Source organism: Paenibacillus sp. sgz302190 (assembly GCF_059820445.1).
Genome location: NZ_JBZYAO010000025.1, coordinates 18,467 through 45,446, shown reverse-complemented (window position 1 = coordinate 45,446; position 26,980 = coordinate 18,467). Strand labels below are relative to the sequence as shown.

General features: G+C 52.0%; 25 protein-coding genes. 7 read left to right on the top strand and 18 right to left on the bottom strand.

The window, feature by feature from the left end:
* Nucleotides 1–128: 128 nt before the first annotated feature.
* From AC6RNO_RS24185 to AC6RNO_RS24170, 4 genes are all read right to left on the bottom strand, one after another.
* Nucleotides 129–557, bottom strand: coding sequence for a threonine/serine exporter family protein (locus AC6RNO_RS24185; RefSeq protein ID WP_474683600.1), 429 nt, complete (start codon nucleotides 555–557; stop codon nucleotides 129–131).
* A complete protein-coding gene (locus AC6RNO_RS24180) occupies nucleotides 554–1,339 on the bottom strand; it encodes a threonine/serine exporter family protein (protein WP_497107034.1) in 786 nt (261 codons plus the stop codon). The genes AC6RNO_RS24185 and AC6RNO_RS24180 overlap by 4 nt, the downstream gene beginning before the upstream one ends.
* Nucleotides 1,340–1,415: 76 nt before the next feature.
* Nucleotides 1,416–2,540: a glycosyltransferase family 4 protein gene (locus tag AC6RNO_RS24175; RefSeq protein ID WP_474683598.1), complete on the bottom strand. Its 1,125-nt coding sequence runs from the start codon at nucleotides 2,538–2,540 to the stop codon at nucleotides 1,416–1,418.
* Entirely contained in the window at nucleotides 2,537–3,340 is an 804-nt protein-coding gene (locus AC6RNO_RS24170) for a DUF6492 family protein (RefSeq protein ID WP_497107033.1), read from the bottom strand. The genes AC6RNO_RS24175 and AC6RNO_RS24170 overlap by 4 nt, the downstream gene beginning before the upstream one ends.
* 271 nt (nucleotides 3,341–3,611) lie before the next feature.
* Here AC6RNO_RS24170 and gdhA point away from each other — a divergent pair, with 271 nt between their 5' ends.
* The 3 genes from gdhA (at nucleotide 3,612) to AC6RNO_RS24155 (ending at nucleotide 6,977) form a co-directional block, all read left to right on the top strand.
* Nucleotides 3,612–4,973, top strand: a complete 1,362-nt coding sequence (gene gdhA / locus AC6RNO_RS24165) for an NADP-specific glutamate dehydrogenase (protein WP_474683668.1) — start codon at nucleotides 3,612–3,614, stop codon at nucleotides 4,971–4,973.
* Nucleotides 4,974–5,323: 350 nt separating this feature from the next.
* The gene (locus AC6RNO_RS24160; protein WP_474683596.1) at nucleotides 5,324–5,758 is read left to right on the top strand and encodes a helical membrane plugin domain-containing protein; all 435 of its coding nucleotides are present in this window, start codon (nucleotides 5,324–5,326) and stop codon (nucleotides 5,756–5,758) included.
* Nucleotides 5,759–5,795: 37 nt separating this feature from the next.
* Complete coding sequence (locus tag AC6RNO_RS24155) at nucleotides 5,796–6,977, top strand: NAD(P)/FAD-dependent oxidoreductase (RefSeq protein ID WP_474683595.1); 1,182 nt, start codon at nucleotides 5,796–5,798, stop codon at nucleotides 6,975–6,977.
* Nucleotides 6,978–7,607: 630 nt separating this feature from the next.
* Here AC6RNO_RS24155 and AC6RNO_RS24150 read toward each other — a convergent pair.
* The 6 genes from AC6RNO_RS24150 to AC6RNO_RS24125 are packed head-to-tail and all read right to left on the bottom strand — an operon-like array spanning nucleotide 7,608 to nucleotide 16,062.
* Nucleotides 7,608–8,462: a diguanylate cyclase domain-containing protein gene (locus AC6RNO_RS24150; RefSeq protein ID WP_497107032.1), complete on the bottom strand. Its 855-nt coding sequence runs from the start codon at nucleotides 8,460–8,462 to the stop codon at nucleotides 7,608–7,610.
* Nucleotides 8,443–10,542, bottom strand: a complete 2,100-nt coding sequence (locus tag AC6RNO_RS24145; RefSeq protein WP_488437504.1) for a cellulose biosynthesis cyclic di-GMP-binding regulatory protein BcsB — start codon at nucleotides 10,540–10,542, stop codon at nucleotides 8,443–8,445. The genes AC6RNO_RS24150 and AC6RNO_RS24145 overlap by 20 nt, the downstream gene beginning before the upstream one ends.
* Nucleotides 10,543–10,559: 17 nt before the next feature.
* Nucleotides 10,560–11,810 carry a glycosyltransferase gene (locus AC6RNO_RS24140; RefSeq protein ID WP_497107031.1) on the bottom strand — a complete coding sequence of 417 codons (1,251 nt, stop codon included), beginning with the start codon at nucleotides 11,808–11,810 and terminating at the stop codon, nucleotides 10,560–10,562.
* An 8-nt stretch (nucleotides 11,811–11,818) separates the two neighbouring features.
* On the bottom strand, nucleotides 11,819–13,357 hold the full coding sequence (locus tag AC6RNO_RS24135) for a hypothetical protein (protein ID WP_497107030.1): 1,539 nt from the start codon (nucleotides 13,355–13,357) through the stop codon (nucleotides 11,819–11,821).
* Nucleotides 13,341–14,906, bottom strand: a complete 1,566-nt coding sequence (gene wsfD / locus AC6RNO_RS24130) for a glycan biosynthesis hexose transferase WsfD (protein ID WP_488437501.1) — start codon at nucleotides 14,904–14,906, stop codon at nucleotides 13,341–13,343. Before wsfD ends, AC6RNO_RS24135 begins: the two co-directional genes overlap by 17 nt.
* Before the next feature lie 40 nt (nucleotides 14,907–14,946).
* Nucleotides 14,947–16,062 carry a hypothetical protein gene (locus AC6RNO_RS24125; RefSeq protein ID WP_497107029.1) on the bottom strand — a complete coding sequence of 372 codons (1,116 nt, stop codon included), beginning with the start codon at nucleotides 16,060–16,062 and terminating at the stop codon, nucleotides 14,947–14,949.
* Nucleotides 16,063–16,458: 396 nt separating this feature from the next.
* On the opposite strand from AC6RNO_RS24125, the gene AC6RNO_RS24120 reads away from it, so the two are divergent.
* Nucleotides 16,459–16,806, top strand: coding sequence for a hypothetical protein (locus AC6RNO_RS24120; RefSeq protein ID WP_497107028.1), 348 nt, complete (start codon nucleotides 16,459–16,461; stop codon nucleotides 16,804–16,806).
* Between the two features lie 191 nt (nucleotides 16,807–16,997).
* Here the strand turns inward: AC6RNO_RS24120 and AC6RNO_RS24115 are convergent, their stop codons facing one another.
* Complete coding sequence (locus AC6RNO_RS24115) at nucleotides 16,998–18,209, bottom strand: cytochrome P450 (protein WP_497107027.1); 1,212 nt, start codon at nucleotides 18,207–18,209, stop codon at nucleotides 16,998–17,000.
* A gap of 568 nt (nucleotides 18,210–18,777) precedes the next feature.
* Between AC6RNO_RS24115 and AC6RNO_RS24110 the strand changes: the two genes are divergently transcribed.
* A complete protein-coding gene (locus AC6RNO_RS24110) occupies nucleotides 18,778–19,026 on the top strand; it encodes a DinB family protein (RefSeq protein ID WP_488437498.1) in 249 nt (82 codons plus the stop codon).
* 24 nt (nucleotides 19,027–19,050) lie between these two features.
* On the top strand, nucleotides 19,051–19,593 hold the full coding sequence (locus tag AC6RNO_RS24105) for a DUF1697 domain-containing protein (RefSeq protein WP_497107026.1): 543 nt from the start codon (nucleotides 19,051–19,053) through the stop codon (nucleotides 19,591–19,593).
* Here the strand turns inward: AC6RNO_RS24105 and AC6RNO_RS24100 are convergent.
* The 5 genes from AC6RNO_RS24100 to AC6RNO_RS24080 form a co-directional block, all read right to left on the bottom strand.
* Nucleotides 19,590–20,423 carry a DUF6597 domain-containing transcriptional factor gene (locus AC6RNO_RS24100; protein WP_474683585.1) on the bottom strand — a complete coding sequence of 278 codons (834 nt, stop codon included), beginning with the start codon at nucleotides 20,421–20,423 and terminating at the stop codon, nucleotides 19,590–19,592. The two genes, AC6RNO_RS24105 and AC6RNO_RS24100, sit on opposite strands and share 4 nt — an antisense overlap.
* Nucleotides 20,424–20,570: 147 nt before the next feature.
* The gene (locus tag AC6RNO_RS24095) at nucleotides 20,571–20,993 is read right to left on the bottom strand and encodes a VOC family protein (RefSeq protein ID WP_488437543.1); all 423 of its coding nucleotides are present in this window, start codon (nucleotides 20,991–20,993) and stop codon (nucleotides 20,571–20,573) included.
* Nucleotides 20,994–21,099: 106 nt separating this feature from the next.
* Nucleotides 21,100–21,987, bottom strand: coding sequence for a DUF1963 domain-containing protein (locus AC6RNO_RS24090; protein ID WP_497107025.1), 888 nt, complete (start codon nucleotides 21,985–21,987; stop codon nucleotides 21,100–21,102).
* Between the two features lie 29 nt (nucleotides 21,988–22,016).
* The gene (locus AC6RNO_RS24085) at nucleotides 22,017–22,604 is read right to left on the bottom strand and encodes a DinB family protein (RefSeq protein WP_497107024.1); all 588 of its coding nucleotides are present in this window, start codon (nucleotides 22,602–22,604) and stop codon (nucleotides 22,017–22,019) included.
* A gap of 26 nt (nucleotides 22,605–22,630) precedes the next feature.
* Nucleotides 22,631–23,659, bottom strand: a complete 1,029-nt coding sequence (locus AC6RNO_RS24080; RefSeq protein ID WP_497107023.1) for an oxidoreductase — start codon at nucleotides 23,657–23,659, stop codon at nucleotides 22,631–22,633.
* 119 nt (nucleotides 23,660–23,778) lie between these two features.
* On the opposite strand from AC6RNO_RS24080, the gene AC6RNO_RS24075 reads away from it, so the two are divergent.
* Nucleotides 23,779–24,660 carry a LysR substrate-binding domain-containing protein gene (locus AC6RNO_RS24075; RefSeq protein WP_497107022.1) on the top strand — a complete coding sequence of 294 codons (882 nt, stop codon included), beginning with the start codon at nucleotides 23,779–23,781 and terminating at the stop codon, nucleotides 24,658–24,660.
* Nucleotides 24,661–24,739: 79 nt separating this feature from the next.
* Here the strand turns inward: AC6RNO_RS24075 and AC6RNO_RS24070 are convergent, their stop codons facing one another.
* Both AC6RNO_RS24070 and AC6RNO_RS24065 read right to left on the bottom strand, forming a co-directional pair.
* Entirely contained in the window at nucleotides 24,740–25,258 is a 519-nt protein-coding gene (locus tag AC6RNO_RS24070; protein WP_497107021.1) for a GNAT family N-acetyltransferase, read from the bottom strand.
* 36 nt (nucleotides 25,259–25,294) lie between these two features.
* Nucleotides 25,295–26,968, bottom strand: coding sequence for an ABC1 kinase family protein (locus AC6RNO_RS24065; protein ID WP_488437491.1), 1,674 nt, complete (start codon nucleotides 26,966–26,968; stop codon nucleotides 25,295–25,297).
* Between the last annotated feature and the right edge of the window lie 12 nt (nucleotides 26,969–26,980).

The window sequence follows — 26,980 nt, the reverse complement described above, 5'->3', positions numbered from 1 at the left end:
CATCCAAATGCTGGTATGGTATTTAAGAAAAAGACGGAAACTATAAATAAACGGCAGTATGCGAACGGCGCAAAAAAAACAGTCCGGCCCGATGAGGGCGCGGGCTGTTTTTTTTGCGCTGGTGCCGGCTACAGGCGCGACTTTCTGATGACGTGGTTGATCACTTCCGAAAAAACGAGTCCGAACGCGATCGCGCCGGAGAGCATGAACGCTTTGGCCGCCAGCTGAACGGCCTGATCGTACTGGTTCTCGACCACGTTCCGCATAGCGTCGAAGGCCAGTCCGCCGGGAACTAAAGGTATGATGCCGGATACGCTGAAGACGATGATCGGCGTTTTATAAATTTTGGCGAACAATTGGCTCGTCACCGTCACGCAAAAAGATGCGATCAGCGTCGCCACAATCGGATCGACGGGAACTTTCAAAAAGGATATGTACAACAGCCAGCCGAACATACCGACAAAGCCGCATTGCAGCAAAGTGCCCTTCGGCACGTTGAACAGGATCGCAAAGGCGGCCGAAGCAACGAAGCTCGTCAGCAGCTGCTCGATCATCATGCGAGTCCCTCCCCGCCGTAAAAGGAAAGCACAAAGGCGATTCCCGCTCCGATGGCGAAAGCGGTCAGAAACGCTTCCGCTCCCTTCGAAAGCCCGGACACAAAATGGCCGGCCATCAAATCGCGCACCGCATTGGTGATAAGAAGCCCCGGCACCAGAGGCATGACGGAGCCGATGATCATTTTGTCCAGATCGCGGCCAAACCCCGCTTTCACGAACAAATAAGCCATCGTCCCGATCAACAGAGAAGCCAGACACTCGGCAAAAAATTTGATCGGGATCAGACGATGGATTGCGGTCAGGAACGCGAAGCCCGCTCCGCCCGCCGCCATTGCAGGGACGAAGTCGTTCCAGGTCCCGTCGAACATGATCAGGAAGCAGCCGCTCGCGATGGCTGCGGCAAAGATTTTGAGCCAAACCGGATAGCCGCGGCTGGAGGCATCGACTTCCTGGAGCAGCCGGCAAGCGTCCGCCACCGACAGCTCTCCCCGGCTTATTCTGCGGGAGACGGCGTTCACGACCGTAACTTTGCGCAAGTCCGTCGAGCGCTGCGAAATGCGGACCAACCGGGTTATAGATTCCGCACCGTCTATAGAAAAGATGATGCCCGTCGGGGTTACAAAGCTGTGGGAATTCGCGACGCCGAAAGCATCGGCAACGCGGGTCATCGTGTCTTCGACCCGGTACGTTTCCCCGCCGTTCTCCAGCATGATTTTCCCGGCCAGCAAACACACCTGGGCGATATCGTTAATGGAATGAGAAGATGGAGCCGGATGTTCCATGCGCTTGGTCTCCTGTACGGTACAAGTTTCCCCAAAAGTATAGTATACCGGGCACTCGCTTTCAAGCCGGTTTCCGTTATTTTTTAGACGCCACCACTTTTTCCACGACCCGCTTCAACGATAAGCCGGCTCTGCCCCACGATAGCTTGCTCACATCCAGCCGGCCTTGCCGGCCTTTTTGCCTGCACAGCGCCGGATTCCTATAAGCGGTCCGCATCTGCCTTTTCAGGCTGGCGATATCGACTTCGGCCCATCGCTGGCCTTTTTCGGCAAAAAATTTGCGAAATTGATACGCTATCGATTGTCCTCCTCTCATTTTAACCACCGGATTCATTAATTTATAGTTGATCAAAAATGAATTTTTACGGGTCAGGAAATCCATGTGCCCGCCCCACCCGGTAGCGATAACGGGAACGCCGCTTGACAACGATTCAAGGAACGGCAGGCCGACGCCTTCTCCGCGGGTAGGAAGCACAAACGCATGGCCGAGCGTATAGACCCCTTTAAGCCGTTCAGGGGACAAATGCCGGGCAATGACCTTGACCGGAGCCGTCTGCTTGCGGATGCCAAGCTTCTTTTTATAGCGCTTAATCCGGTTCAAAATCCATTGTTCGTTTTCAAAAAGGCCAGTTCCGCTCGTTTTGATGACGAGCATTACCTTGTCGGCCGGGGAAAATTCTTCCCAAAACGCGCGCAGCAAAGCTTCGGGATTTTTGCGGTGCTGGAAGCCGAATACGGATACGAAAATAAACTTCCCCTGCGAGCCGGGCAGCGGCATCTTCTTATTGCCGGGGTGATATTTTCTCGTATCGACGCCATGGGGAACGATGAATATAGGAACTTTAACGCCGCTGTTTCTCAAGGCTTGCCTGTTTTGAACCGAGGGCACGCATATGGCGTCGAATTTATTTATGTTCGGCCGCCACCGGTTCGGTATTTTCGTCGTTTCCCAAACCGTATTCAAAATGATATGGTCAAAATGCTTTCTTTCCTTTTGGATATTTATCATATATGGGAAGAAATGGTAAATTAAAACCCGGCGCTTGTTTGTTTTTCTGCCGCCAGGCGATCCGTTCGTCTGCGGCTCCGTTCGGATGTCGACGCCCCGCCGTTTTAACGCTCGAAAGTATTCCCTGCTCGCTATGCCCAAGCCGCTTGCTTTGCGCATCGGGCCTTTCCAGACGCATTGATACTGGATCATCGGCTTCCCCCCTTTGGCGTTCTCGCATACCATTTGCGTTTGTGAAAAGAGACGGACCTGTACTTTGCCGCCAGGTTCCGCAGCTGCAAAGATGAAAGCTGCCGGGCGTTCATATTCAGGCTTTTGTTCAAAGCAGGCTTGAGAATGAGCGATCCCGGGGACCTAGCATACAGAAAGTTCCCGTACGTTTCAAATTCCGAAAACGAAAACTGCTTCGTTTTGTCTATGTTCCGCAAAATCGCGGAATACCAGCGCGTATTATGCTTCGCTTCGATCGCTTTTTTCAACCTGGCGAGCTTCGCTTTCTCAAACAACATGTAATGGGTGACGAAGGACCTGGGGGAGAGGGGCTTTTTTTTCAACAACTTGCGATACGTATTAAAATATTCATTCTGGCTCCAGTTTCTGTAAAAGAACACCGTCTTGCCGCCCGATTTGAAAACGTGCGGGCGGATGAACACCGTATCGGCGTCGATAACCAGATAAGCGTCCGATCGGCAGACGGAATCGCCGCCCAGCTTCAGGAGCTGCTGGTACAGCCAGCCGGAGCGGTCCCATTTGGCGGAGCGGTAGCGGATATGATTTTTGGTAATCGGGAGAACTGTATTTTCGTCGACGAATTTGCACTGTTTATCGCGGCACAGCTTCATCAATTTTTTGCTTTTGGGAGCTACGATGAGGATGCTTCCGATCGGATGCTTCACATGTTTTCTTGCGGCATCGATGACATAGGGGAGGGTCGCCAAATCTTTTTCGATCGCCGGAATCAGGATGTCTATTCGCGAACTGCTGCTTGCCATATTTTCATCTCCATTTAGCTCGGTTGGATTATGATATGTCATTGCAGAGCAAAAGGAATGGGGCAATGCCCCCGCTATTTCAGGATTATCCCTCCGGCACGCTCAAGTCTTCTTTTCGCTTCCTATTCGATAAACCTAACACGCCTTGTAAATAATTATTGAAGCTTTTGGCGGATTATGTAAAAATAAATAAGGTGAATATCCTCTTTTTGGATGGATGCAGAACAATAACGAATGAAGGCGGTAGAACACATTGAGTAATCTTCAAACTATGGTCAACGAAGAAGTAAGCGCAAAAAATTATGTGCAGGAAGTGTACGAATCCGTTGTGAAACGCAATCCTCACGAAAGTGAGTTTCATCAAGCGGTAAAGGAAATTCTCGAGTCGTTAGTCCCTGTCATTGCCAAACATCCGAAGTATAGACAAAACGGCATTCTGGAACGGATCGTCGAACCGGAACGGTTGGTTTCCTTCAGAGTGCCTTGGGTAGACGACCAGGGTACGGTCAGAGTGAATCGCGGATTCCGCGTACAATTTAACAGCGCTATCGGCCCGTTCAAAGGCGGACTGCGGTTCCATCCTTCCGTGAATGCCAGCATTATCAAATTTCTCGGATTCGAGCAAATCTTCAAGAACTCTCTTACAGGCCAGCCGATCGGCGGCGGCAAGGGCGGATCCGACTTTGATCCGAAAGGGAAATCCGAAGGGGAAATCATGCGGTTTACCCAAAGCTTTATGACCGAATTGTACAAATATATCGGCCCCGACACAGATGTGCCTGCCGGAGATATCGGCGTAGGAGCCAGAGAAGTCGGATACATGTTCGGCCAGTACAAACGAATCCGCGGCAACTATGAAGCCGGCGTATTGACCGGTAAAGGCATCGTTTACGGCGGCAGCCTTGCTCGCACGGAAGCTACAGGTTACGGAGCCGTTTATTTCGTCAATGAAATGCTGAAATCTAAAGGATTGAGCTTCGAAGGCAGCACCGTTGTCGTATCCGGCTCAGGAAACGTGGCTATTTACGCGATGCAAAAGGCTGCCGAACTGGGAGCGAAAGTCGTAGCTTGCAGCGATTCCAACGGCTATATTTATGATAAAGACGGGATTCAGCTTGAGACGGTTCGGAGACTGAAGGAAGTCGAGAGAGTGCGCATCAGCGAGTACGTCAAAGAGCACCCGAACGCGATTTATGTAGAAGGCTGCCGCAACATTTGGACGATCCCGTGCGATATCGCGCTTCCGTGCGCCACGCAAAATGAAATTGACGAAACGTCGGCAGCTTTGCTGGTGAATGGCGGCGTTAAAGCGGTCGGAGAAGGCGCCAACATGCCTTCCACCTTGGAAGCTATCGACGTCTTCTTGAAGGCGAACGTGCTGTTCGGTCCCGCCAAAGCCGCAAATGCGGGAGGCGTAGCGGTGTCTGCGCTGGAAATGTCGCAAAATAGCATGAGGTACTCGTGGAGATTCCATGAAGTTGACGACAAGCTCCATGATATTATGAAAAATATTTATCGAAATGCCGTCAACGCTGCAGAGGAATACGGCCACCCGGGCAATCTCGTAGTAGGCGCCAACATTGCCGGATTTATCAAGGTTGCGGACGCCATGCTCGCGCATGGAATCATTTAATCGCATTTATACAATTTGCGGAAATCCCCTCCATGATCTTTTTCAGGAGGGGATTTTTCACGTTCGCGGCCGCGCTAATTCGACAAGAAAAAAAATTTATTTTAATTCTAGGCGCAAAAGGTGTAAAATAAACAGAGATGGTTGAAAGACGATTACACCATGTTCGTTGTCGCTTCATTTATTCACCGAGAATAAGCTGTGATGCCCTTCAAAAAAGAACGGCATTCTTGCCGTCTCATATGTGAAAAATGTTACAATCCTCTGGACATGCGGCTTTCGTTGAGTGGTTGGTTAACACAATCGAAACAGCAACCTACATTTTAATTTTACGCAAAGGAGGACGTTTTCTTATGTCACAAACAGCTCAACAAGAGGTAGCTGTAAGCCTCGCGGAAGAAAAAAAATCGCTCGACGTACTGGATCAGTTATTGAAGCCGGAGGTTCAGCAATCTTTGACCGTATTGGTGGAAAACCTGCCTAAATTGGCCGAAATGGTAACGCTGATGACCAAAGCTTACGATTTTGCCCAAAATATCGCGACGGATAAAGTGCTGATCAACGATTTTGCGCAAGGAATCGGCGAATTCGTCAAACCGGTACAAGAGAAAGCCAAAGATATCGCGCAAGCGGCTATCGAAGCCGGCGAACGCTCGAAAGCCGAAGCAAGCTCCACCGTCGGCCTGTTCGCTATTCTCAAAATGATGAAAGATCCCGAAGTGCAAAAAACGCTTCGTTTTGCTCAAGCTTTCCTGAACGTGCTGGCTGAGCGCAAAACCGCAAACTGATACCAACGGATTCGTTGACAAATAATGGAGGATGGACATGTCGAAACAAGTTTTGATTCTGGGCGCCGGTTATGGCGGAGTTCTTACGGCTTTAACGGCACGCAAATATTTGTCGGCAGCGGAAGCGAACATTACGATTGTTAACCGTTTTCCGACTCACCAAATTATTACCGAACTGCATCGTCTTGCAGGAGGCACAATTGAAGAGCAAGCGGTTGCGCTTCCTCTCAGCAAGCTGCTAGGCGACAAAAATATAAACATTGTTGTTGATGGAGTTAAAGAAATCAAGCCGAACGACAAGCGTGTCGTTCTCGAAAGCGGCGCCGTACACAGCTACGATGCGCTTATCGTCTCGCTCGGCAGCGAAACGAACTACTTCGGCATTCCGGGACTGGAAGAAAACAGCCTCGTCCTGAAATCGGCCGCCGACGCCAAACGCATTCGCGAGCATGTCGAAGCCCGTCTGGACGCTTACAAAAAATCCGGCAATAAAGCCGATGCGACGATCGTTGTCGGCGGCGGCGGCTTGACCGGCGTCGAGCTTGTCGGCGAATTCGCCGACAAACTTCCTGAAGTTTGCCGCAGCAAAGGCATCGACTTTAACGACATTGCGCTGTACTGCGTAGAAGCCGGTCCTTCCATTCTGCCGATATTCCCGAAAGTGCTGATCGAGCGCGCGGTAACGAGCCTCGAGAAACGCGGCGTGAACTTCATCACAGGCGTTGCCATTACGGAAGCGACAAAAACGGCGGTATCGCTGAAAGACGGCCGCACGATCGAGTCCAGCACGATTATTTGGACAGGCGGCGTAAAAGGCAATCCGGTTGTCGGCAGCAGCGGCCTTGCCGAAGACCGCGGCCGCGCGACGGTTACACCGACGCTGCAATCGACTTCGCATTCGGATGTATTCCTCGCAGGCGACTGCGCGGTTGTATTCCCTGAAGGCGGCGACCGTCCTTATCCGCCGACAGCGCAGCTTGCTTGGCAGATGGGTGAAACCGTCGGCTACAACCTGTCCGTCCTGTTCAAGGGCGGCGTTATGGACAAATTCGTGCCGGTATTCTCCGGAACGCTGGGCAGCCTTGGCCGCAAAGACGGCATCGGCACAATCGGCGGCAACGCCACGCAGCTCAAAGGCTTGCCGGCCACACTGATGAAGGAAGCGAGCAACATCCGCTACCTGTCCCACATCCACGGCCTGTTCGCACTCGCTTACTAATTGGCACCCACCGCGGCCGCGCGGGGTAAGGGCGCTGGCGAAGGACCCGTGGACGGTGGTGCTGGCGCTGGCATCAACCTTACTGGCGCCAGGCACCAGTGCAAAAAACCTGCAAAAGTGCATCTTTTTGCCCGTTGATGCCCCTTTCCTTCAAAAATTCTTGCAAATGTGCAGGCTTTCCCGCTAAAATTCGGGCTCAGGCCCGTCATGAGCGGAAATTCCTGTACTTTTGCAGGCTTTGCCTCCATTCCGGCTTCGGCCTCTGTAAAAGCCTGCACTTTTGCAGGCTTTTGCTCTCGCTGCCAAGCCGGGCACCACAAAAACGCCGGAGACGTCATCGTCTCCGGCGTTTTTGCATTCGTTTCGGCGGCATCGCGCTCGTGCCCGCGCTCACAGGCGCGGGCGTTAGTGCGCACTTGGAGCTGCCGGGCACCTGCGTACTGGCGAGGACACCGATGGTGGGCGACACGGGCACCAGTTCGACGGCGCCGCACCTGCGGTGCGCCGGCACTCGTGCCGCGCCCTCGCCTGCGCCCACACCCGCACCTGCCCCCGCGCTCTAGCTCACGCCGCACCTACACTCGCACCGCGCCCTTACTCACACACGCACCCGCCTCTGCGCCCACCACCCTACACGTCGTACTCAAGCCTTCGTCTCGCCTGTACGATAAAATCAAGCGGCGTTGGAATTTCCTCCGGAGTGTATTCTACAGCCCCGATCTTCAGGTTCAGTTCGACCTTGTATTTGTCGGCAAAATCAACGTTATTAAACGTTGTTACATTTTGCTTCAACCGGTCGATGACGACCGACGCTCCTTCCCGGTCCGTGAAGAGCAGCATGCCCCAGGTCGGGTTCTCCTTGTCGAACAAGTATAAGGAGTCGTTCGTGCGGATGCTCGTCTGGCTCAGCCTAGATACGTCCCGGATCGCCTCCGTCATCTGCTCTTCGCTGATCAGTCGCCGCAATTCGTCCCAGTACTTCACGTTGATGACGAGCAGCGTCAGCGGGATTTTGTAGCGGACCGACAGCGCCATGAAAATAGCGGCGTCATTTTGAAACGAGCGGCTGTTTTTCAAATTTGTGTTTTCATCCATGGTTGCGAGCCGCCCGTTCGTTTTTTGCAGCTGATCGTTTTCGCTTTGCAGCTGCTTGTTCGCCAGTGTCAGCATCCACGTCACGATGGTGAACGCCGGAGTGATGACGAGCCAAAAATAGCTCTGTCCCCCGACAAGAGCGCCTTGAACGACGCTTTGGTACAAAATAAACGTACCGTAGCCGAAAATAAAGACGATATTCAAAATCAGCCCCGTCGTCACCGTCGTAAAGTAAGTGACGACCGCAATAAGGAAGGCTACGTTCAGGAATATGATGTTTTGGATGTAACGATTGGGATCGCCGGACGTGAACACAATGCTGATAAAACAGAGCACGAACAGCAGCAGGAAGGCGCCGTCCGACAGCAGGCTACTTTGATTGCGTTTCATCGCTCTCCCTCCGTTTCTTCCGGTATTTGCGAATCATGAGAATCAGCGACATCAGGACCAGAACCATGGTCAGCACGGCCGCGGCCATAAATCCGAGCACATCGGTCCGCGCGAGCACGTCGCTCACGAGCGTGGATTGCTGCTGGCCCGCCTGCTTTTTGAAGCGGTACGCGTTGATATTGCCGTCCTTGTCCGCAATGACGCCGTCCCCGTATACTTTCCACATCGTGCTTTCGCTGGCGATCGATTTGGAAGCCAGGTAGTAATACTCGGAGCCGGCGCCTGTGACAGCCAGCAAGCCGTGCCCGCTTTTCAAGGGCGAATCGATAAGCTGCAGCGTGCCGATCCGCTTGCCGTAACCGGCATCAATGCTTATTTTTTCGTTGGATACAATGCCGCTGCCGTCCGGACTATACCGGAAATAAAGCTTGCCGTTATTGTCGCGGATCAGCTTGTTGTTCTGATACGTCCCGATCGCAATAATGTTGCGGTCCTGCAAATCGGCCGGCGCGGCGCTGTCTGCGAAAAACCGGACTTCGCCCGTATTGCCTTCCGCGTACCGTCCCAGCAGGTTGAACAGATTGGATATGGTCCGGTACGTGTACCCATCAAGCTGCTCCGGCAGCACGACCGCAACCTGGTTGTAAATGCCGTCGCGCAGGAACGGATACGGATAATTGTTGAACAGCAAATCGGTTCTGTCTTTCATGTTCAGCTGCAGCAGCGAATCTTTGGAGACGAATGCCCACGGCATTTGGTCTTGGTTCTGCGTGCAGGGAGCGTTTTTCAGCTCCAGGTCAAATGCGGCCGTGACGGAAAAGTTGCCGGCAATATCGAGATTTTGCGGAATCGTCAGCGTCAGCGTGTCGTTATTGGCCAGCTCTTTCGTTAATTTTTTGCTGCCGATCGGTGTATTATTGACGAGAACGGTCACCATGGAGCGGTCAAAATCGAGATTTTGCGCATAACGGAAATCGAGGCTGATTTTGCTGGCGTCCGCAATAGCCCGGTTGGCCGGCATCGGCACGAAGTACGTTTTCTCCTGGTGCATCGGCCCCTTCAATTCGTCCCCGCCGGCAGATAGCGGCACGTTTTTGCTGATGCTTACCGGAGGCGTTGACACATCCGTTTCGGCATCCACCACTTTAGCGTCGCCGTCCAATTGCCCCATCAACGTCTGATTGGCCGCTAAACGACCGGCTTTAACCAATAAAGCGGGGTCCTGGGACGTGATGACGAGCGTCGGCTGCGTATCCTTATTCACCAGTTGAATCAGCGCCTGTTTGCTCAAATCCCGGGAACCGAGCAAGCTTTTAATATCGCCCGGCAAGTTGTCATACAAAGCTACGGCCACGACAGCCGTCTTATCTTTCAAATTATCCGCGGTGTATGTAAGCAGCGGGATCGTTTTGTCTTTCACGCCGTTTGCTTTGGCATAGCCGGACAGCGCGTACACCGCCGCTTCCAATTCGGTCTGGTTGCTGCGCTCCGGCACCGCAACCGCATTTTGACCCTGAATCACGGTGTCCATCCCGGTAAAATGCCGGTTAAAATCGCTGATGCTTCCGGTAAGCGGCGCTTTCGTATGCTGCACATCGACGCTGGAAGTGCTGTAAAGCTGGAGCCAATTGTCTTGCGACTGATCCGGCGTACAGGCCATGACCTCGTTCACCGTCTGAATCGAGCCTTCGATGGATAGCGTGTTCGTGCCTTTGATCACCAGCTCCTTGGGCACTGTAACCGTCAGACGCTGCTTGGGATCGTCGCTGACCGCAGGTCTGAACGAATAAAAATGAGTTCCGTTCATCACCAGTGTAACGCTTGAGCGGTCGTTTTTCGTTAAAGGAGATGCTTTGTAATCCAGATTCACCGTCACGCCGTCGACATTCCAATATTCGGGTATTTGAAAATACACTTGCTTGGATGACATCAACCCCGACAAGGAGGTGTTCGTATCCGTTAAAGACATGACGTAGCCGGTCGGATTCGCCGCCCCCGCTTCTTCGGCCGAAGCCCCGGGGAGCTGTGAGAAAAGCAATGACAAGCAGGCCATCCATGCGACGATCACTCGTTTGTTCACGTGTCTTCTGTCCCTTCTTAATAACGTTCGGTTTTGTACCATTTGAATTCCCGTTTCAACAACCGCTCTTTGAAAAACGTGATCAAGCCGTATGCCGCGACAACCATCCACATTTGACAATAGGAAACGTACATGAGCATGATGATCCACACGTTGGAAAACCGCATTTCCCCCTTTTCCGTCGTTAATGTCATATAAGTGCCAACGATAAAAAGCAGAATGGCCAGCATCCATAAAAACGAGCTGAAACCGGCGATCGTCGTATACACGTAGCCTAATGCATGAAGAATCAGCAGCAGATCGGACATGACCAGCGAAGTAAGCATCAAAAAATAGATCGATAAAAAATAAATGATATCGAAGCGGATGTTCTTCGCCGAGCGTTTGAACAGCAGCCGGGTATTTTTCACAAGCACATAAACATTGCCTTTTACCCAGCGCGTCCGCTGCCTGAACCACACCTTGACCGTTTGCGGTTCCTGCTCCCAGGTAACGGCTTTCGGCTGAAATTTGATCCGGTAGCCGAGCAAATAAATTTGAAAGCTGATTTCGGTATCCTCGGCCAGCGCGTTAATGTCCCAGCCGCCGATGCTTTCCACGATGTGGCGCCTCATAATAAAATTGGTGCCCGGAATGGTGCACAGTTTGAACAGCTTCCACCGCCCGGCTTGCGCCATCCATTGAAACGACAGCGTCTCTATATTAATAAACCGCGTCAGCAGGCTTGCATTGCGGTTGCGGGTACGGAACTTGCCGATTACCGCACCGAGCGAGCGGTCGCGCGTAATCTCGGCGACAAGGTAACGCAGCGCCTTTCGCTCCGGCGTATTGTCGGCATCGTAAATGGCGATCAGCTCGCCTTTGCTTCGCGCGAACCCGATGTTCAGGGCGTTGGATTTGCCTTTGCCTCCCGTTAACGCGTCCGTGTTGATGACATACAAATTGCGATCCGGATAACCCGCCTGCAAACTCCCGAGCAGGGTGCTGCTGTTGTCGGAAGAATTGTCGTTGATGACGATAATTTCATACCGGTCGTGCGGATAATCGAGCGCCAGCAGCGCCTCAACCGTCTGGCCGATCACTTTGGCCTCGTTGTGGGCGGGCACCAAAATCGAGACGAACGGCGCCTCTCCTTCAATGTCCGGCGCGGCTTCGTTCTCGTTCTGCATATAGTACAAGTAACCGGCGATAATAAGGGCGACGTTCACAAGCAGCAGGGACCAAATACACGTAACTGCAATCAGCATTAAAATGTCGGCAATAGTCATAACGTCTCCTATTTGAAAAATTTACGTTTGTACAGCCGCGACCCGATCGTGAAAAAGAATCCGAAAATAAGAAGCGTCGCCAAAATAATGACCATAAACACATTATTTTGCACATTAAACAGCGTCGTTAAACTTTGTTTCTGTGCTTCCGTGTAAACGTACTTCGGACTGATTTCCTGCAAAGTGCTGTTCAGATCCAGGCTTTTTCCGTCAAGCAGCAGTACGCCGCCGCGCGAAGCAATCGAATGAGCGTCCGTATGTACCGCATGAGCGCCGTCCTTATAATCGGCAAACGTAATCCAACTGCCGGAGAGCGTCCGGACGGCCTCATCGAGCTGCGCCTCATTCTCGAAGAAATCCATCGTGACCGCCGTATCCATCGGCAAGGATTGCACGGCTTTGCCTTTGCGGTCAAACTGCTGCAAAAAACCGGGCCCCACGCTGTACATCGAGGACGCGAACGGCTGAGACTCGTTCGTTTGCGCCTTATAAAGCGGCCGAACGCTCGGAAACAGCACGGCGGAATCGAAAAAACCGGTTCCAGCAGCTGCATACTGCCGGTCATACGACCAATACAACTCCGCGCCCATACCCAGCGGGGCAACGCCGTACTCGGCCAGCCGGTCCACGAAAGCCGCCATCTTCGCTTTCAGCTCGGGATCGTCCTGATTGATCGCCTGGGCCACGACAGGCGCGTTCACCAAAATACTGCCGTTTCTGGACTGCACATATTTCAGCGTCTCCAGATAGCGCTGCATGGCCGGGTAGTCCGTATTCGCAAATACCGGACTTGCGCTGACGATAAAAGGAATGCCGGCATCGTACAGCTTATCGGCTAGCTTCACCAATAAATCGAGATTGGAGAACGGAGAAATCGCCTTGAATACGAGGTAAGTATGACTCTCCCCGCTAACCCCCAGCCAGTCCCTGAGCAAGGAGGCCAGCGCCAGCTCGCTCAGGTTGCCCTGCTCGAAATAAGGCGCATAGGCCAAACGGTCGGCGCTGACCGCAAAGGGCGCTGACCAATCGCCGCTTTCCGACGTAACGGTGCCGTACGGAGTGCCTGAGCTCCTTACGATATAAGGCATATTGTGCACGGCGATCGACGATTGCGAGAACTGGCCGGCGGCCAGCCGGACCTTATCCCGGCCCGTCGTCTTCGTCTGAAGGCCCAGCTCTTGCTGCAGCTTCGAGGGGGCGTCCGCTCCAATATGCAATAAGCCGCCTTCGTAGGCCTCCAAGTCGTGCGCGTAAGCCTCGTTCGCAACGGCCAAATCGGCCGCATTGCGGACCTCGATCACTTTGGCGAACTGCCTCATAGTCCCTTGGCTGTAGCTGTCGAAAGTTGTGAGCGCAACTTTTGCGCCGAAGGACGCCAGCAGCCGCTGGAGCGTTTCGACATTGCCTTCTCTGGGCGATTCTTTGGCCAAGCTGTCATAGACGAGCAGGACATGGACAGGCTCCCGCCCGGACGCATGGACATAGGAAAAGGGAAGCGCGAGCAGCATGCAGACGGCCAGGATCAGTGTCTTAAAAAGGGTTCGCATACGCATGCCCGCCTCCACTTTTGTCAACGTTTCTGCGAGCTTCGGCGACAGCGTCTTCAGGCTCCGCTTCTTGCTCGCTTTGCCACAAGCGCCGTCTGATCGCATCGGCGACCGTTAAAAAAGTAACGAAATCGAAAGCCGCCGTAAACAAAAATTCGTGCTTCGCCAAATCGGCGTCCCCGGCCCCGACAATCGAAACAGCGATGCCCGATAAGCCGAAAAGTATCATCGTGACGACGAGCGGCAGCCGCAGCGCCGCTCTGAACCGCCTCGCTCGGACGGCGGAAATAAAGGACGGCGAATACAAGCCGACAACGAGAATCGTCCAGATGACGATGAAGCCGAACGTTTTCGGGGAAAGCGCCTCTTTGATCGTGCTGTATCCCGAGAAAAACGCGGTTTGCGCTCCAAAAGGCTTACCGACCGACTTTTCATAATTGCCCATAGCCGCCGGGCGAATCGTAAACGCATTTTTGGCGGCCAATTCCAGCATTTTGCCGGCTTGGTCGGGATGGCTCATGTAGTAAACCAGAATCGAGCCGAAGCCGTACCGGCTGTAAAAATTTTTGTCCAGCAATTCGGAATTGACGTCTACCGTCGAGTAGGGCTCGTAATAAATGGTCCCCTTCAACAGTGCGTACTGCTTGTCCATGCCGAGCGACTCCAGCGCCGCTTCCGGATCGGCGGATTCCATGAGCACCCCCCGGGCCATCGCATGGTATTTGTTGATGTTGACAAACTCTTTCGGAATCCATACGTAAGCAGCCGTTCCCGCCAGCAGCAAAACGACCAGCGAGGAAGCTGCCAGCGCGCGAAACGTTCTTGTTTTGCCGATGAACACAAGAAAGACGCCGACAATGGCGACGATGACGCCAACAGGTGCATTTTGCTGTTTGCTGGTCGTCAGCAGAAGGGCGCTGACCGCGAACACGGCCAGCATGACGTAATCGTTGTACCGTTTCCGGTAAAGCAGCAGTGCCGATGCAAACATAAACACCATCGTCACCAAAACGACGCTTTCGCTGAAAAACGAATTGAAGTAAGCCGTGTATGCCGTATCGCCAAACATAAAAACAGCGAGCAGCGCAATCGGATAACCGAATTTCCGGGGAATTCGCCACGTCAGACTCTCCACCAGCAAATAAATCCCGATCGTATACAGCGCGGTGAAAATGACCGACTGAACACGAATATCAAACACCTGTCCATGGACAAACAGCCCGTTCAGCCAAATGGCGAGCTTGATAAACAGGGATTGCGAGGAGAACAACGTGGAGCCGTTCTCGTTGTAGTATTGAAATATGCCGTACTCTTTGACAAAGTAGCCCAAGTACTGGCTGTTGTAGTCGGGCGCATTAAAGTACAGACCGTTGCTGTACAAAATACGGAAATAATCCCCGTTATCCGCCATTCCGATATAGGGCGGCACGTACAGCGCAATCGCCGTAACCAGCAAAACGCCGGCCGCCGCCAAAAAAGCCGGAGATATGTAATGGCTGAACGCGGCAAATGCCCGCTGAACGTAATGTTTGGCTTTATCGCCTGCCATGCTCTGCGCCTTCCTTCCGTCTTCATTCATCGTTAGCCAATTAGTACGCATATGCGAGCAGTGCCATCAAATTATCAAAAGAATACGCTTGCTGCGCGGCGGTATCGCCGAACCCTCCGTTCAGCGGACTGCTTGCATCGGCAATTTGAAATTGGTTCATTTTGCGGATGCTGTCCCCGTATAGCTCCTGATCCCCAATCCGTGAGCCGATCATCGCCGCTATGGCGTAAATGGCTGTCGACTGAACATCGTTCAGCGGCTTGCCGTCACGCGTGTACTGCCCGAACAATGCGCCCTGCTTCACTTTTTCTTTCAAATAGCGGATGCTCGCCGGCTTCTGTTCGCGAATTTCCGCCAGCGCCAAAATCGTCAACAGCGATTCCACCGTATTGATATTATCGGAGTTGTACGCTTTCTTATCGTATTGATACCGCGTTTCATAAAACGGGAACGAATCGGACAAATAGCCGCCCTGCACGATTTGCCGCATGTTAGCCGCAAGCTTTTGCCCCTGCTTTGGGGGAAGCGGGAGCTTTTGCAGCGCCCTGAAATCGACATAACACAGCGTAACAAACGCGTTGGTCGTTCCGTAAGCTTCGTCGTAAAAATCATACAGGCTGCCGTCTTTCACATTATGCTCGTAAAAACGGCTGCCGTAAGTTTGGGCTTCGCTCTTATACCGGTCGCTATTGAACGCCTCCCCGGCTTCGTCCAGCGCCCGGATGATCCGCAAATCGTCCACCGCCGCGTTGACCGTATACCGCTTTTGCAGCGCGGGACTGTAACGGTAGCTGAACCCGGTCTTGAGGTCAAAAGTTTGCTTGGCGCGCTCCCATTCCCGATCAAAGGCATCCTGCTGCCCGGTGAGCGCGTAGTAGCGCATCAGCAGACCGGCCGACTCGCTTAACACCTCGTGCCCGGAAGCCGCCTCCCCGCTCTGGCCGGTATCGCGGTAATTCGTAAACACGCCGAATCGGCCGGAAAGCCCGGAGACGATAAATTGCTGCAAAGCCTGCCGCTTATCTTGCATCTGCAGGTCATCCCCGTAATGCTGCCTGGACTGCACAGCCGCGCCGGAGGCGGCGTCAGAGTCTTGCGCGGACGGGTCCGGTCTCTGGCAGGCCGTAAGCACGCAAACGGATAGTATGATGCTCATGTAAAAAACAACGCTCTTTTTCGCAACGCTCACCCCCTAACGAACTATATGAATATTGTATAATTTTGTATAATTTTATCGAAAAATGGGTCATTTTCATAGTATAGCGAACCATATCCGAATGTTGCTGTCAACACAATTGTTTTCATTGTATATTTTTACGGTCCCGATATACTAACTATACCAAATACTTCTCACAAATTTCTCTACAAATTGTCGAATCGTAGCGAAAAAAATAAAAAAAGCCGAACATATCGTTCGGCGGCCCAAGCAGCCCAAGAAAGTCACGGCAATTTGTTAGGGCGGGGGAACCAGCGGGGCCCGCGCGCCTCTCCCGGCGCAGGTCGAGGAACTGCGTAACCGGGCAGTGGCAGGGAGCGGCTTGGTAGGGCGCAGTTGGACAGGATGCGGCTGGGCAGGGAGCAGCTTGGTAGGAAGCGGCATGGCAGGGAGCAGCTTGGCAGGGAGCAGCTTGGTAGGAAGCGGCTTGGGAGGGAGCAGCTTGGCAGGGAGCAGCTGGGCAGGGAGCAGCTTGGCAGGGAGCAGCTGGGCAGGGAGCAGCTTGACAGGGAGCAGCTTGGCAGGGAGCAGCTTGGTAGGGAGCAGCTGGGCAGGGAGCAGCTTGGCAAGGAAAAACCTGCAAAAGTGCAGGTTTTTCCTTGGAAATCGATTCGTTTTGGCGAAAAACCTGCGAAAGTGCAGGTATTTTCGCTGAAAGTGAACCTGAGCCCATGTCTCCGCTGAAAAGCCTGTACTTTTGCAGGAATTCAGCGTGGCCAGCGATCTAGGATACAAATTCATGTATTTTTGCAGGTTTTCTTCGCGCAGCCAGGCAGATTGTGGCTACCGCCTCTGACGCGGGGTGGCCCCCAACGTATCGTTCGGCTGCGGATTGTTCAGCTGTCGGGTCGGGCATGAGCGCCTTCAACATGCGGTTAAAACAGGACGGGCAGCTTCTCCAGCCCCCTTAATATGAGATGCGGGCGCCACGCCAACTCCTCGGCTGGAACGGCCAGCCGCAGCCCGGGCAGCCGGCGGAGCAGCGTGGCGATGCCGATCTGCCCTTCCAGCCTGGCCAGCGGCGCGCCCAGGCAAAAGTGAATGCCTTGGCCGAACGCCAAGTGGCGTATGTCCCGGCGCGTAATGTCCAGCCGCTCGGGGTCGTCGAACTGCTCCGCATCGCGGTTGGCGGATGCGAGCACGACGAGCACCGTCTCTCCGCGCGGAATAACCGCGCCGCACAGCTCCACATCCTCGCCCGCAAAACGGGGAGTCGTCATTTCCACCGGACTCGTATACCGCAGCAGCTCTTCGATCGCATTCGGCAGTAAGGCCGGATTTTCCGCCAGCATTCGCAGCTGTTCGGGATGCTGCAGCAGCGCAAGCATACCGTTGCCGAGAAGATTGACGGTCGTTTCGTGGCCGGCAATGAGCAGAAGGACGATCATCGCCAGCAGCTCGCTTTCATTCAGCTTCTCCCCCGCTTCCTCTACCGCGACAAGCGCCGAAATGAGATCGTCCCGCGGATCGCTGCGACGGAGGGCGAACAGGCTGCGCAAGTAATCGGCCAATGCGGCCGATACGGCCAGCTGCCTTTCATCCGGTTCGACGATTTCGGAACCGGCCACCAGATCATCCGACCACGCCCGGAACATGTTGCGGTCCTCATACGGAATGCCGAGCAGCTCTACGATCACCGTGATCGGCAGCTGGTAGGCGTAAGAGGCAATCAAGTCCATCGTCCCCTCGCCTTCCACAGTGTCCAGCAGCTCGTCGGCAAGACGCTGCACACGGTCGCGCAGCTGCTCGATCATCCGGGGAGTAAAAGCTTTGTGAACGAGCTGCTTGAGCCGCGTATGATCCGGCGCATCCAGATCCAGCATGTTTTGCGAGAACGCCTCCAGCACTTCCGGTTTGGGCGGTATTTGCTCACGTTCTTCCGGCGTCATCGCGTTCCGCACGTCTTTGACGAATCGGCCGTCCTTCAGCACGGACAACGCATCAGCGTACCGGGTAACGAGCCACAACCCCTGGCCGTCCGGCAGCGCAATGCGGAATACGGGAACGTTTTCGCGCAAGTAAGCGTAGGTCGGGTAAGGGTTCTTTTTAAAATCAGGGCTGAATACATCGATCGATTCCAATTGCATGGGGCAAGCACCGCTTCCTTTTTTAATAGTGAATTTAAATTCATTTTTAAGAGAAAAAAATAAATTCCCTGCCTTTTGGAAATACACCATTGCCAAAAGGTGTTTATTAGTGAATTTAAATTCACTTTTAAGATAGCGCTTGGCTCGTGAAAAGTCAAGGCAATCTTTTACTGCTCTCCGCCCTTCGCTGCCGATGTAAATGCTGCAAAAAATCTGCGGCAAAGCAATGCTTCAATTTTCTTTGCCGCTAATGCTCCATCACTTTTACACATCTATATCGATTTACTTTCACAAACGCTACAAAACATTTTGCATTTGTATAAAAATACGATGGCCAAACACGGATTCATTCCAAAGATATTACCGCTATACTTGTCACTGGGCCCCATTGCCGCGACAAATGGCTTGTCGCTTTTTTACAATACAGACCCGGCTGTTCTTATGTACATTAATAATCGACGATGGCCTCATAAAAAGCTTTTCAAGGAGGAAAAACAAATGTATCATACGATTAGCGCATTTGCCGCCGAATGGAAGGCCGAGACGGAAGCAACCGGACGCTTAATGGATGTTCTCACCGGTAGCGCTGCTTCATGCGGTAGAAACCCTATGGAGCGACGAGGATTTGCTGATCACGCACGACGCGCACGGCGAAGTATGGTCCAACGCAAAATCGTTGCATCTGCTGGTCCAGCATGAAATGCATCATCGCGGGCAAATGACCGTGCTTATGCGTCAAGCGGGGCTGCGGCCGACCGGAATCTATGGCCCTACGCGCGAAGATTGGATGGATAACGGCCAAGAGCCTTATTTATAAAAAGCAATGGAGGAAGATGCCGGAATGACAATTTATATCGCGCTGCTGCGGGCTATTAACGTGAGCGGACATAACAAGATCAAGATGACCGAGCTGAAAAGCGCATTGGAAGCGATTGGTCTTGACCGGGTACAGACGTACATTCAAAGCGGCAACGTCCTGTTCGAATCGCCGGACAGCCCCGAGCAGCTGCGCCGGCGGATTGAGGAAGGAATCCAAGGGGCTTTCGGGATTTCGAGCACCGTTGTTTTAAGAACCGCAGAAGAACTGGACCGAATCATCGCGGACTGCCCTTATGCGGATCTCGTTCTGGCGGAAAAAGAAAGCATCCACGTTTCCGCGTTTACCGATGCTCCGCCGCAAAAGGCGGTCGATTCCTTGGCCGCCAGCGAGCGCGATGACGACGAATACTGCATTCACGGACGCGAAATTTATTTCTTGTTCCGGCGCAGCATACTGGACTCCAAACTGGCGAAGCAATTGCAAAAGCTAGGCAATACGTCGACAGCGCGCAACTGGAATACGATGAACAAACTGGCCCAGCTGGCAAAAGCGATGAAAAATTAGCGGTCAGAAGCAGGTTGTCGGTCGCTATTAGCGCTGTTTTTCCTGACATATTCCTCGGGAGAAAGCCCGACGATCCCTTTAAAATCTTTTATAAAATGGCTCTGGTCGTAGTACCCCAGCTCGATGGCGAGCTCCGGCCAGCTCTGAGGGGGGCCGTTCGCCAATTGGTCGGCTACCTCAAGGAGCCGGTAGCGTTGAATGACCCATTTGAGGCTGACGCCGACGTATTTTCTGAACAGCCTCTGCAGCATTCGCGTTGAAATTTGGAACCGGTCCGCAACGTCTTCGACGGCCGTAATTTTTCTATCGGATATAATACTGTCTATAATCGACTTCATTTGCGCAACCGTCTCGTCATGCACAGGCAGCCGTTTGCGAAGGAACGCTTCCGCTAGCTCAACCATCCCGGCTTGGTCATTCATCGCCCGAATGGCATCCTCAAACGGTGAAAAATCGGCCCCGAAAACTTCATGCGCAGACATTGTACGTCCCGTGAATTTGTAAACAGGGCTGTTTACGAATGGATAGAAAGCTCCCGGCCTGAATTTGATCCCGAACACGAAGCCCTTATCTTCGAGCCGTCTCGCAAATTTTTCTTTGATAACCCCCACGATCTGCGACTGATCCCGCTCAATGACCAAATGCACGGATGGATGGGGCAAATTTTCCGAAACGTAAGGCTCCTGCCCTCTTAAATCCCAATTTACGATCCAATAATGCTCGACATAAAGCTCAAGTTCCGGCGTAGGCAAATATAAATCAAGCGTCGATTTATCCGATCTGGATTTCGTATGCAGCAATCCGCTCGGTTTCTTAAGGTTGGCTTCCACGGGTATTCACTCCCAACAAAGACATCAGGCAATTCGGCGGAACGGAACAACCCGGCTTCCACTCGCACAAAAACGCCGATAACCCTGCGCCGACAGGGCAGCAAGGTTATCGCAGCGGTGCTCATTGATATTGTGATTGTGATAGTATTACCACTCGCCCGATCCGAGATTGAACTGCCACTGTACGCCGAACTTGTCCGTCAAATTGCCGTAGCGTTTGCTCCAAAACGTTTCTTGAAGCTCCATGCCCACTTTGCCGCCCTCTTTAAGCTTATCGAAAGCGGACTGCAGAGCGTCGGCATCTTCGGTCACGATGGACAGGCTTATATTGTTGCCCACCACAAAAGGCATGCCTGGAAAAACGTCGGAAAACATCACTGTGCTTCCAAAAATAGAAATCCTGGTGTGCATAATCAGGTTTTTCGCCGCTTCCGGAAGCGGAAATTCCGGATTAGGCGGCATTTCCCCGAAAGTCATCATTTTGGGTTGTTCCGTTCCAAAAACCTCTGCGTAAAATTGTACAGCCTCGCGACAATTTCCATTAAAATTCAAATAAGCCTCTACCGCCACCATGCTCAGCTCCTTTTAATTTGAATTGATAGCTGTTTTTGGACTACCAGTTCTATACTATAACATGTCAACGCAAAGAATCAATTATACAATTCGACACCATATTTCAGCTTGAATAGAGCGAGCAATACGTACGGTCAAAGCGCCCTGCCAGCAAATCTTCCTTGCGAATAAAAAATTGCAGCACACCGGCGTCCCACCACAAAAATCCGACATCGTCATCCGATTCAATCTCAAGGAGCATTAGCGTATCCCCAATTTCCTGCTTGGCTTTTTCCTCATCCCCCGCAAAATGATCGGTTATTTGTTGAAGCGCCTTATTTTTATCATAGCTGTAGTTTGCGCCTGTCAATATCATTAAAGCCGCCTCATATTCGCAATCATCGTGCTGGCTCGTAGGGTAACCGAACAATCGGGCAACCTCGCCACGCTGACTGTCACTGATCGAAAAACTCAAATCCTCGTAATCTTCATAACCGAACGTTTCGTTCTCGATCCGGTCATAATCGACGTAGGCATAATTCGGTGGCTCAAGCGATGCCCTGGCTTCAAGCTGATAACCGCAAAACTGCTCTTCCAAAGCAGTCACTTCGGGAGATAAGCGGCGCTGGGCAGAAGCAAGCTGATCCTCACGCAAAAACAATACGCGATGCTGAATATTATAAGCCGGCTCATCGATCCCCACGAAAAAATAAAGCATACCGCCAACCGGAAGCAGCGAAGATGCGTCATGCCTGGCCAAATCTTTCAAATTCAGTTGAAGCAAAAAAGTCATAGGTATGCCGTCAGTCGTCAAGGGCCATTCTATTTCAGAAGGAAGGTCGGGATCTCCGCCGATTCTGGAGCCGCAAGGAGAATCATAGTTGGCCGTTCCGGCTTTTGTACATCTAATTCCTTGCAGCGTATTCTCCATCAAATACTGTAAGGCATGTGAAAACTGATGTTCCAGGATCAAGCTCTCCAGTTTATTACGATTACGTTCATTCAAGCTCACCTAAAATCCTCCCATCGATGCAGATAGGTCTATTTTAAATGATCCTGCCAGCCGCTTCCATAATGCCTTGTACCTACGCTGTCCTCCAAAACAACCTTTTCCGATACCGTAACTGCATTCTTAATCGCATTCAAATGATGCTCCGCATGTCCTGCAATTACATAAAGCATGGTTCGTGCAGTCACTTCTTTATTGACAACATAGCCAGTCCTTAACCAATTCGCCTCTGAAATCGTGGTCATAAGGGAGATTGTTGCTTGTCTGACCGCTTGGAAATCTGCAATCAACTCCTTAAACGTACAGTCGCTGAAGGAACCTGTGTTTACAAACATATCCTGATCGTAGCCCGAAAGTTTTGTCGTATCTCCACGTGCGATGCTGAGCAACCAGTAACTCATAACTCGTTCCGAATCACTGATATGAGCGAGCACTTCCTTCAATGTCCACTTCCCGGACGCATATCGCAGCTCGCCTTTTACTTCGTTAAGCCTGCCAAATAAGTCGTTTATCCGATTTTGCTGTTGTTGAAGAAATTGGCGGATATCGCCTTCGGATATAAGATTGATATAAATTGAAAAATACGGATCATATTCGTCTTTTTCCGGCCGTTTTAACATTTTAAGTTTGTTTCTCCTTTCCTGCTTTAATACGCATCTCTGTATGGTTTCGGAATATGATCCGGATCATTGAGAAGCGTAATAGCCGCATGCACAGCCCAATACGGATCACGCAGCATGCCCCGGCCAATCGCGACAAGATCCGCTTCTTCCCTGTCTATAACCGCTTCCGCCAGCTCAGGATCTTCCAGCAAACCGACTGCGATGACGGGTACGTTCAAAGCCTCGCGAATTTGACGTGCAAAAGGTACTTGATAGCCCGGGTAATTGCCCGGCTTTTTTTGTCCGGCGGGACCTTCTCCGCCTGTACTCACATGAAACACATCGACACCTGCAGTTCGGTAGGCTTTGCACAATTCAATGGCATGATCAATGTCATATCCGCCATCGGCGTACTCAATTGCCGAGATGCGGAAGATGAGCGGCATATCCGGGGGCATCTCTTTTTTCACCGCTTGTATGACTTCTACTCCAAAACGGGCAAGTTCTTGGCCGTAAATATCCTCTCGTTTATTGGTCAGAGGAGATTGGAATTGATGGATCAAGTAGCCGTGAGCTCCGTGCAGCTCGATCGTATCTACACCGGCTTTTATAGCGCGGCGGACTGCATCGGCAAATTTTCGGATGACGTCTTGCACCTCTTCAGTTGATAGGGCGTGCGGCATTTTATAAGGCGATCCGGGGAATTTTATCGCGGACGGAGCAATGGGAGTCACCGCGTCTTCCGTTTTCCTTCCGGCATGAGCGATCTGAATCCCGATCTTTCCGTTATGAGCATGTACGCCGTCGATAATTTTGGCGAAGGCCGGAATATGCTTGTCGGACCACAAACCAAGATCAAAATCGGTTATTCGGCCGTCGGGATCAATATCCGTCATTTCCATGATAATGAGGCCCGCTCCGCCTATCGCACGGCTGAGATAGTGAACATAGTGCCAATCGCTTGGCATTCCATCTTTTGAAGTAACCGAATACTGGCACATTGGCGCCATGACAATACGATTTTTTAGGTGTAAACCTTTTAGATCCATGGATGAAAACAGTTTTCGAGCCATATTATTTGCCTCCAAAGACAGGATAGTTCAGCATCAGATGTACTGCTTGCATAAATTATATTCCCCATGTTAACATGAATCAAATTAATGTTATTAATCAAATATATGAGGAGATACTCATGAGCATTGCGAGATTTGAAATATTCTCCAAAGTGATCGAACTAGGCAGCTTTACCAAAGCAGCCGAGATGCTTAACATGACACAATCTGCAGTAAGTCATGCTATTGCCGGTTTGGAGGCGGAATGGGGCATTACTCTCTTGATTCGCGATCGTAAAAAAGGTCTCATCCTTACGGATGTGGGCCACAAAACTCTGATTCATATCCGGGAAATCTTAAATCAGATGGAAAAACTTAAACAAGAAATCGCATTTGCATCAAAACTTGAAGCCGGCACTATACGAATCGGAAGTTTCGCTAGCGCGACCTCTTGCATATTGCCCAAAATCATTTCCAAGTTTCATAAAAAATATCCAAACATTGAGTTTATCTTTTTTGAAGGAACTTATGATGAAATTATGGAGTGGTTTGAGATCGGAGTGATCGATATCGGAATTGTCGTCCAACAAAATGTGAATACGGATCTGCATGTATTGCCGCTAATCCAAGATAAAATGGTAGTTGCCTTCCCTGAAGAGCACCGCTTCCAAAAAGTGCAAGCAATCGACGTACAGGATTTAAAAGAAGAACCGTTTATTATGCCTAAAGGAGTTTATCGATCTCATGTGGATGAAATCTTTTCCCAAGCCCAAATAAAACCCCGGGTTCGTTTTGAGGTTCAAGACTGTGCCACGATCGCAAGCATGGTGCAAGAAGGACTTGGCATTACTATCGGGCCTGAATTGTTTCTGAAAGACCAGCCGAACATTAAAATCGGGAACCTTAAACAACTCAATTGGCGTAACGTGGCATTAGCTTGTCCATCGGCTTCCGTTTCCCCGGCAGTTCGAGCGTTCCTTACAGTAGCTCAAGACATGTTTGCGCCTGAACCTCACCGATAATGACCCGCATCAAGATAAAAACCCTTGATATACAAGGGTTTTTCAATCTTGCTATGGCCGAAGAGTCACCGACTTTTTCCTATCGGTTCGAGAGCGCAACCTTGTAGACTTCGGTAAATAAAATCTTTTTAAAAAGATCGAAATCCGATTTCGAGAGTGATTGAGGATAGCTCATGATGTTGAGCGGAATTTCGCCCTCGCCTTCCTGAAGCGGCGGCTGCATGTATTCGAAATGATTGAAAATAAACCCCAACCGTTCATAAAAGCCTACTCTCCGCTGCGCCAATTCGTTGTCTGGGGGTTCCACCTCGAGCAGAACAGGTTTGCGCGACTCTCCGGCATATGCGGCCACTAGCTTTCCGCCTATGCCGCCTCCCCGCGCGGCCGGATCGACGGCGATATGTTCCACGAAGCGAAACGAAGGGAATTCCCACGCAGCCAAAAAAGCAATCACTTTGTCGTTGTCATCCGTTTCCGTGATAAGGCGGTAGTAGGGGCTGGATAGCAGCGCCCGCTGTCCGGCATAAGTTCTCATTTCACTATTCGGAAACGAAGCCTTCATAATGGTGAAAATTTCATCAAATTGCTTGTCGTTCATTGTATGGTTCTCCTTATTCGGTTATCGCGGCTAGGGCTAGAAGCGGCCTGAGCGAAAAATGGCGTAAATAAGCCACACAAACATGAGCAGCGCGATCACAAAGCCGATCTCAATGATAGGAATGCGCCAGAGCATCGTTTGCGAGTGGCTCAGGGCGGCGCCGATAATGAGTCCGACCATCACGATGCTAAGAGCCAGCAGCACGATACTGAACGAGAGCCGGTTGCTGATGCGGTCCATTTTTTTCATCAGGTCGTCCAGTTGAGGCACCCCGATTTCGACCCGCGCCTGTCCTTTCCGCATCCACGAAGACAACTGCTTCATGCCTGACGGAACTTCACGCAGCAAATCCATGTACTCGGGCGCATCCTCTATCCACGTTTTGAACATCTGTATGGGGTCCAACCGTTCCAGAAACAGCTTTTTCCCAAACGGCTCGGCCACATCGAAGACGCTCAAAGTCGGGTCCAGCGCCGACACTACCCCTTCCATCGTCAAAAGCGCTTTGCCGAGCAAGGTCAGCTCCGCCGGAATGCGTATCTGATGGCGGAACGCCACGGTAAACAAATCGTTGACGGCTTCTCCCAGACTGACCTGATTTAACGGAACTTTGTAATATTTTTCGCGCATTTCATCGACATCGGCATGCAGCAAGCTCTTGTCCGCATCCTCGGGGACAACGCCCATATTCGAAATGGCGCGTATGACGCCTTTCGTGCTTTGATTGCGCAGGGCGATGACAAACGAGGCGAAATGCTTTTTCGTCTCGGCGGCCAGCCGCCCTACCATGCCGAAGTCGAGCAGGGCGAGACTGCCGTCCGGAAGCGCCAGCACGTTGCCGGGGTGGGGATCGCCATGGAAAAAGCCGTCGACCATCACCTGATGGAAAATGGTCGAAGCAAACCGCTCCGCAAGCATCCTGCGGTCCAGTCCCGCCCGGTCAAGCTGTTCATGGTCGGACAGTTTGATGCCTTCTATGTATGCCATGGTCAGCACCCGCTTGGTGCTGTATTCCCAAAAGACTGCCGGCACATGAATGTAGTTCAGGGCTTTGCTTTGGATCGCGAATTTTTCCATGTTGCGCGCTTCCGTCCCGTAGTCCAATTCAGCGCGCAGCGCCTTTCCAATCTCGTCGATAATGTCGCGCAGCCGGTAATTCCGCGCCCATTCCAGACGGTTTTCGGCCAACCTTGCCCAATCCGCCAAAATGTCCAGATCGGTTTCGATAAGCGCATGAATGTCCGGCCGCTGTACTTTGACCGCGACTTCCGTGCCGTCCGGCAGGACAGCGCGGTAAACTTGCCCAATGGATGCCGACGCAAGCGGCGTCACGGAAAAATGCGCAAACAAACTTGAAATAGGCGCTCCGAGCTCCTGTTCGATAATTCGCGACGCTTCCTCGTAAGAGAACGCAGGCACGTTATCCTGAAGCTGTTCCAGCTCTTTCAGGATTTGGGACGGAATCAGGTCGGGGCGCGTGCTCGCGATTTGACCCAGCTTGACAAAAGTCGGACCCAACTCCTCCAGCAGCAGACGAATGCGCTCACCGACGCTTTTGGCCTGAATTCCCTTCCGTTCTGCGCTCCGAAACATCTTAAGCTTCTCGGTCAGCCCCATTTCATAAGAGACGTATCCGAGCCCGTTGCGTGCAAAAGCAGAGGCAATCGCCTGGTAACGCTGCAGCTGTCGAATCCGTTTTCCTGGGTTCATCTGCGGCCTCCT

Coding starts and splice junctions, on each gene's coding strand:
- AC6RNO_RS24140 (WP_497107031.1), bottom strand. CDS start 11,810: ATGACTATTGCCGACATTTTAATGCTGATTGCAGTTACGTGTATTTGG.
- AC6RNO_RS24135 (WP_497107030.1), bottom strand. CDS start 13,357: ATGCGAACCCTTTTTAAGACACTGATCCTGGCCGTCTGCATGCTGCTC.
- AC6RNO_RS24065 (WP_488437491.1), bottom strand. CDS start 26,968: ATGAACCCAGGAAAACGGATTCGACAGCTGCAGCGTTACCAGGCGATT.
- AC6RNO_RS24110 (WP_488437498.1), top strand. CDS start 18,778: ATGTTCTCACCGGTAGCGCTGCTTCATGCGGTAGAAACCCTATGGAGC.
- AC6RNO_RS24075 (WP_497107022.1), top strand. CDS start 23,779: ATGAGCATTGCGAGATTTGAAATATTCTCCAAAGTGATCGAACTAGGC.
- AC6RNO_RS24080 (WP_497107023.1), bottom strand. CDS start 23,659: ATGGCTCGAAAACTGTTTTCATCCATGGATCTAAAAGGTTTACACCTA.
- AC6RNO_RS24170 (WP_497107033.1), bottom strand. CDS start 3,340: ATGGCAAGCAGCAGTTCGCGAATAGACATCCTGATTCCGGCGATCGAA.
- AC6RNO_RS24070 (WP_497107021.1), bottom strand. CDS start 25,258: ATGAACGACAAGCAATTTGATGAAATTTTCACCATTATGAAGGCTTCG.
- AC6RNO_RS24085 (WP_497107024.1), bottom strand. CDS start 22,604: ATGTTAAAACGGCCGGAAAAAGACGAATATGATCCGTATTTTTCAATT.
- AC6RNO_RS24175 (WP_474683598.1), bottom strand. CDS start 2,540: ATGATCCAGTATCAATGCGTCTGGAAAGGCCCGATGCGCAAAGCAAGC.
- gdhA (WP_474683668.1), top strand. CDS start 3,612: ATGGTCAACGAAGAAGTAAGCGCAAAAAATTATGTGCAGGAAGTGTAC.
- wsfD (WP_488437501.1), bottom strand. CDS start 14,906: ATGGCAGGCGATAAAGCCAAACATTACGTTCAGCGGGCATTTGCCGCG.
- AC6RNO_RS24150 (WP_497107032.1), bottom strand. CDS start 8,462: ATGAAACGCAATCAAAGTAGCCTGCTGTCGGACGGCGCCTTCCTGCTG.
- AC6RNO_RS24155 (WP_474683595.1), top strand. CDS start 5,796: ATGTCGAAACAAGTTTTGATTCTGGGCGCCGGTTATGGCGGAGTTCTT.
- AC6RNO_RS24180 (WP_497107034.1), bottom strand. CDS start 1,339: ATGGAACATCCGGCTCCATCTTCTCATTCCATTAACGATATCGCCCAG.
- AC6RNO_RS24115 (WP_497107027.1), bottom strand. CDS start 18,209: ATGCAATTGGAATCGATCGATGTATTCAGCCCTGATTTTAAAAAGAAC.
- AC6RNO_RS24105 (WP_497107026.1), top strand. CDS start 19,051: ATGACAATTTATATCGCGCTGCTGCGGGCTATTAACGTGAGCGGACAT.
- AC6RNO_RS24160 (WP_474683596.1), top strand. CDS start 5,324: ATGTCACAAACAGCTCAACAAGAGGTAGCTGTAAGCCTCGCGGAAGAA.
- AC6RNO_RS24125 (WP_497107029.1), bottom strand. CDS start 16,062: ATGAGCATCATACTATCCGTTTGCGTGCTTACGGCCTGCCAGAGACCG.
- AC6RNO_RS24185 (WP_474683600.1), bottom strand. CDS start 557: ATGATGATCGAGCAGCTGCTGACGAGCTTCGTTGCTTCGGCCGCCTTT.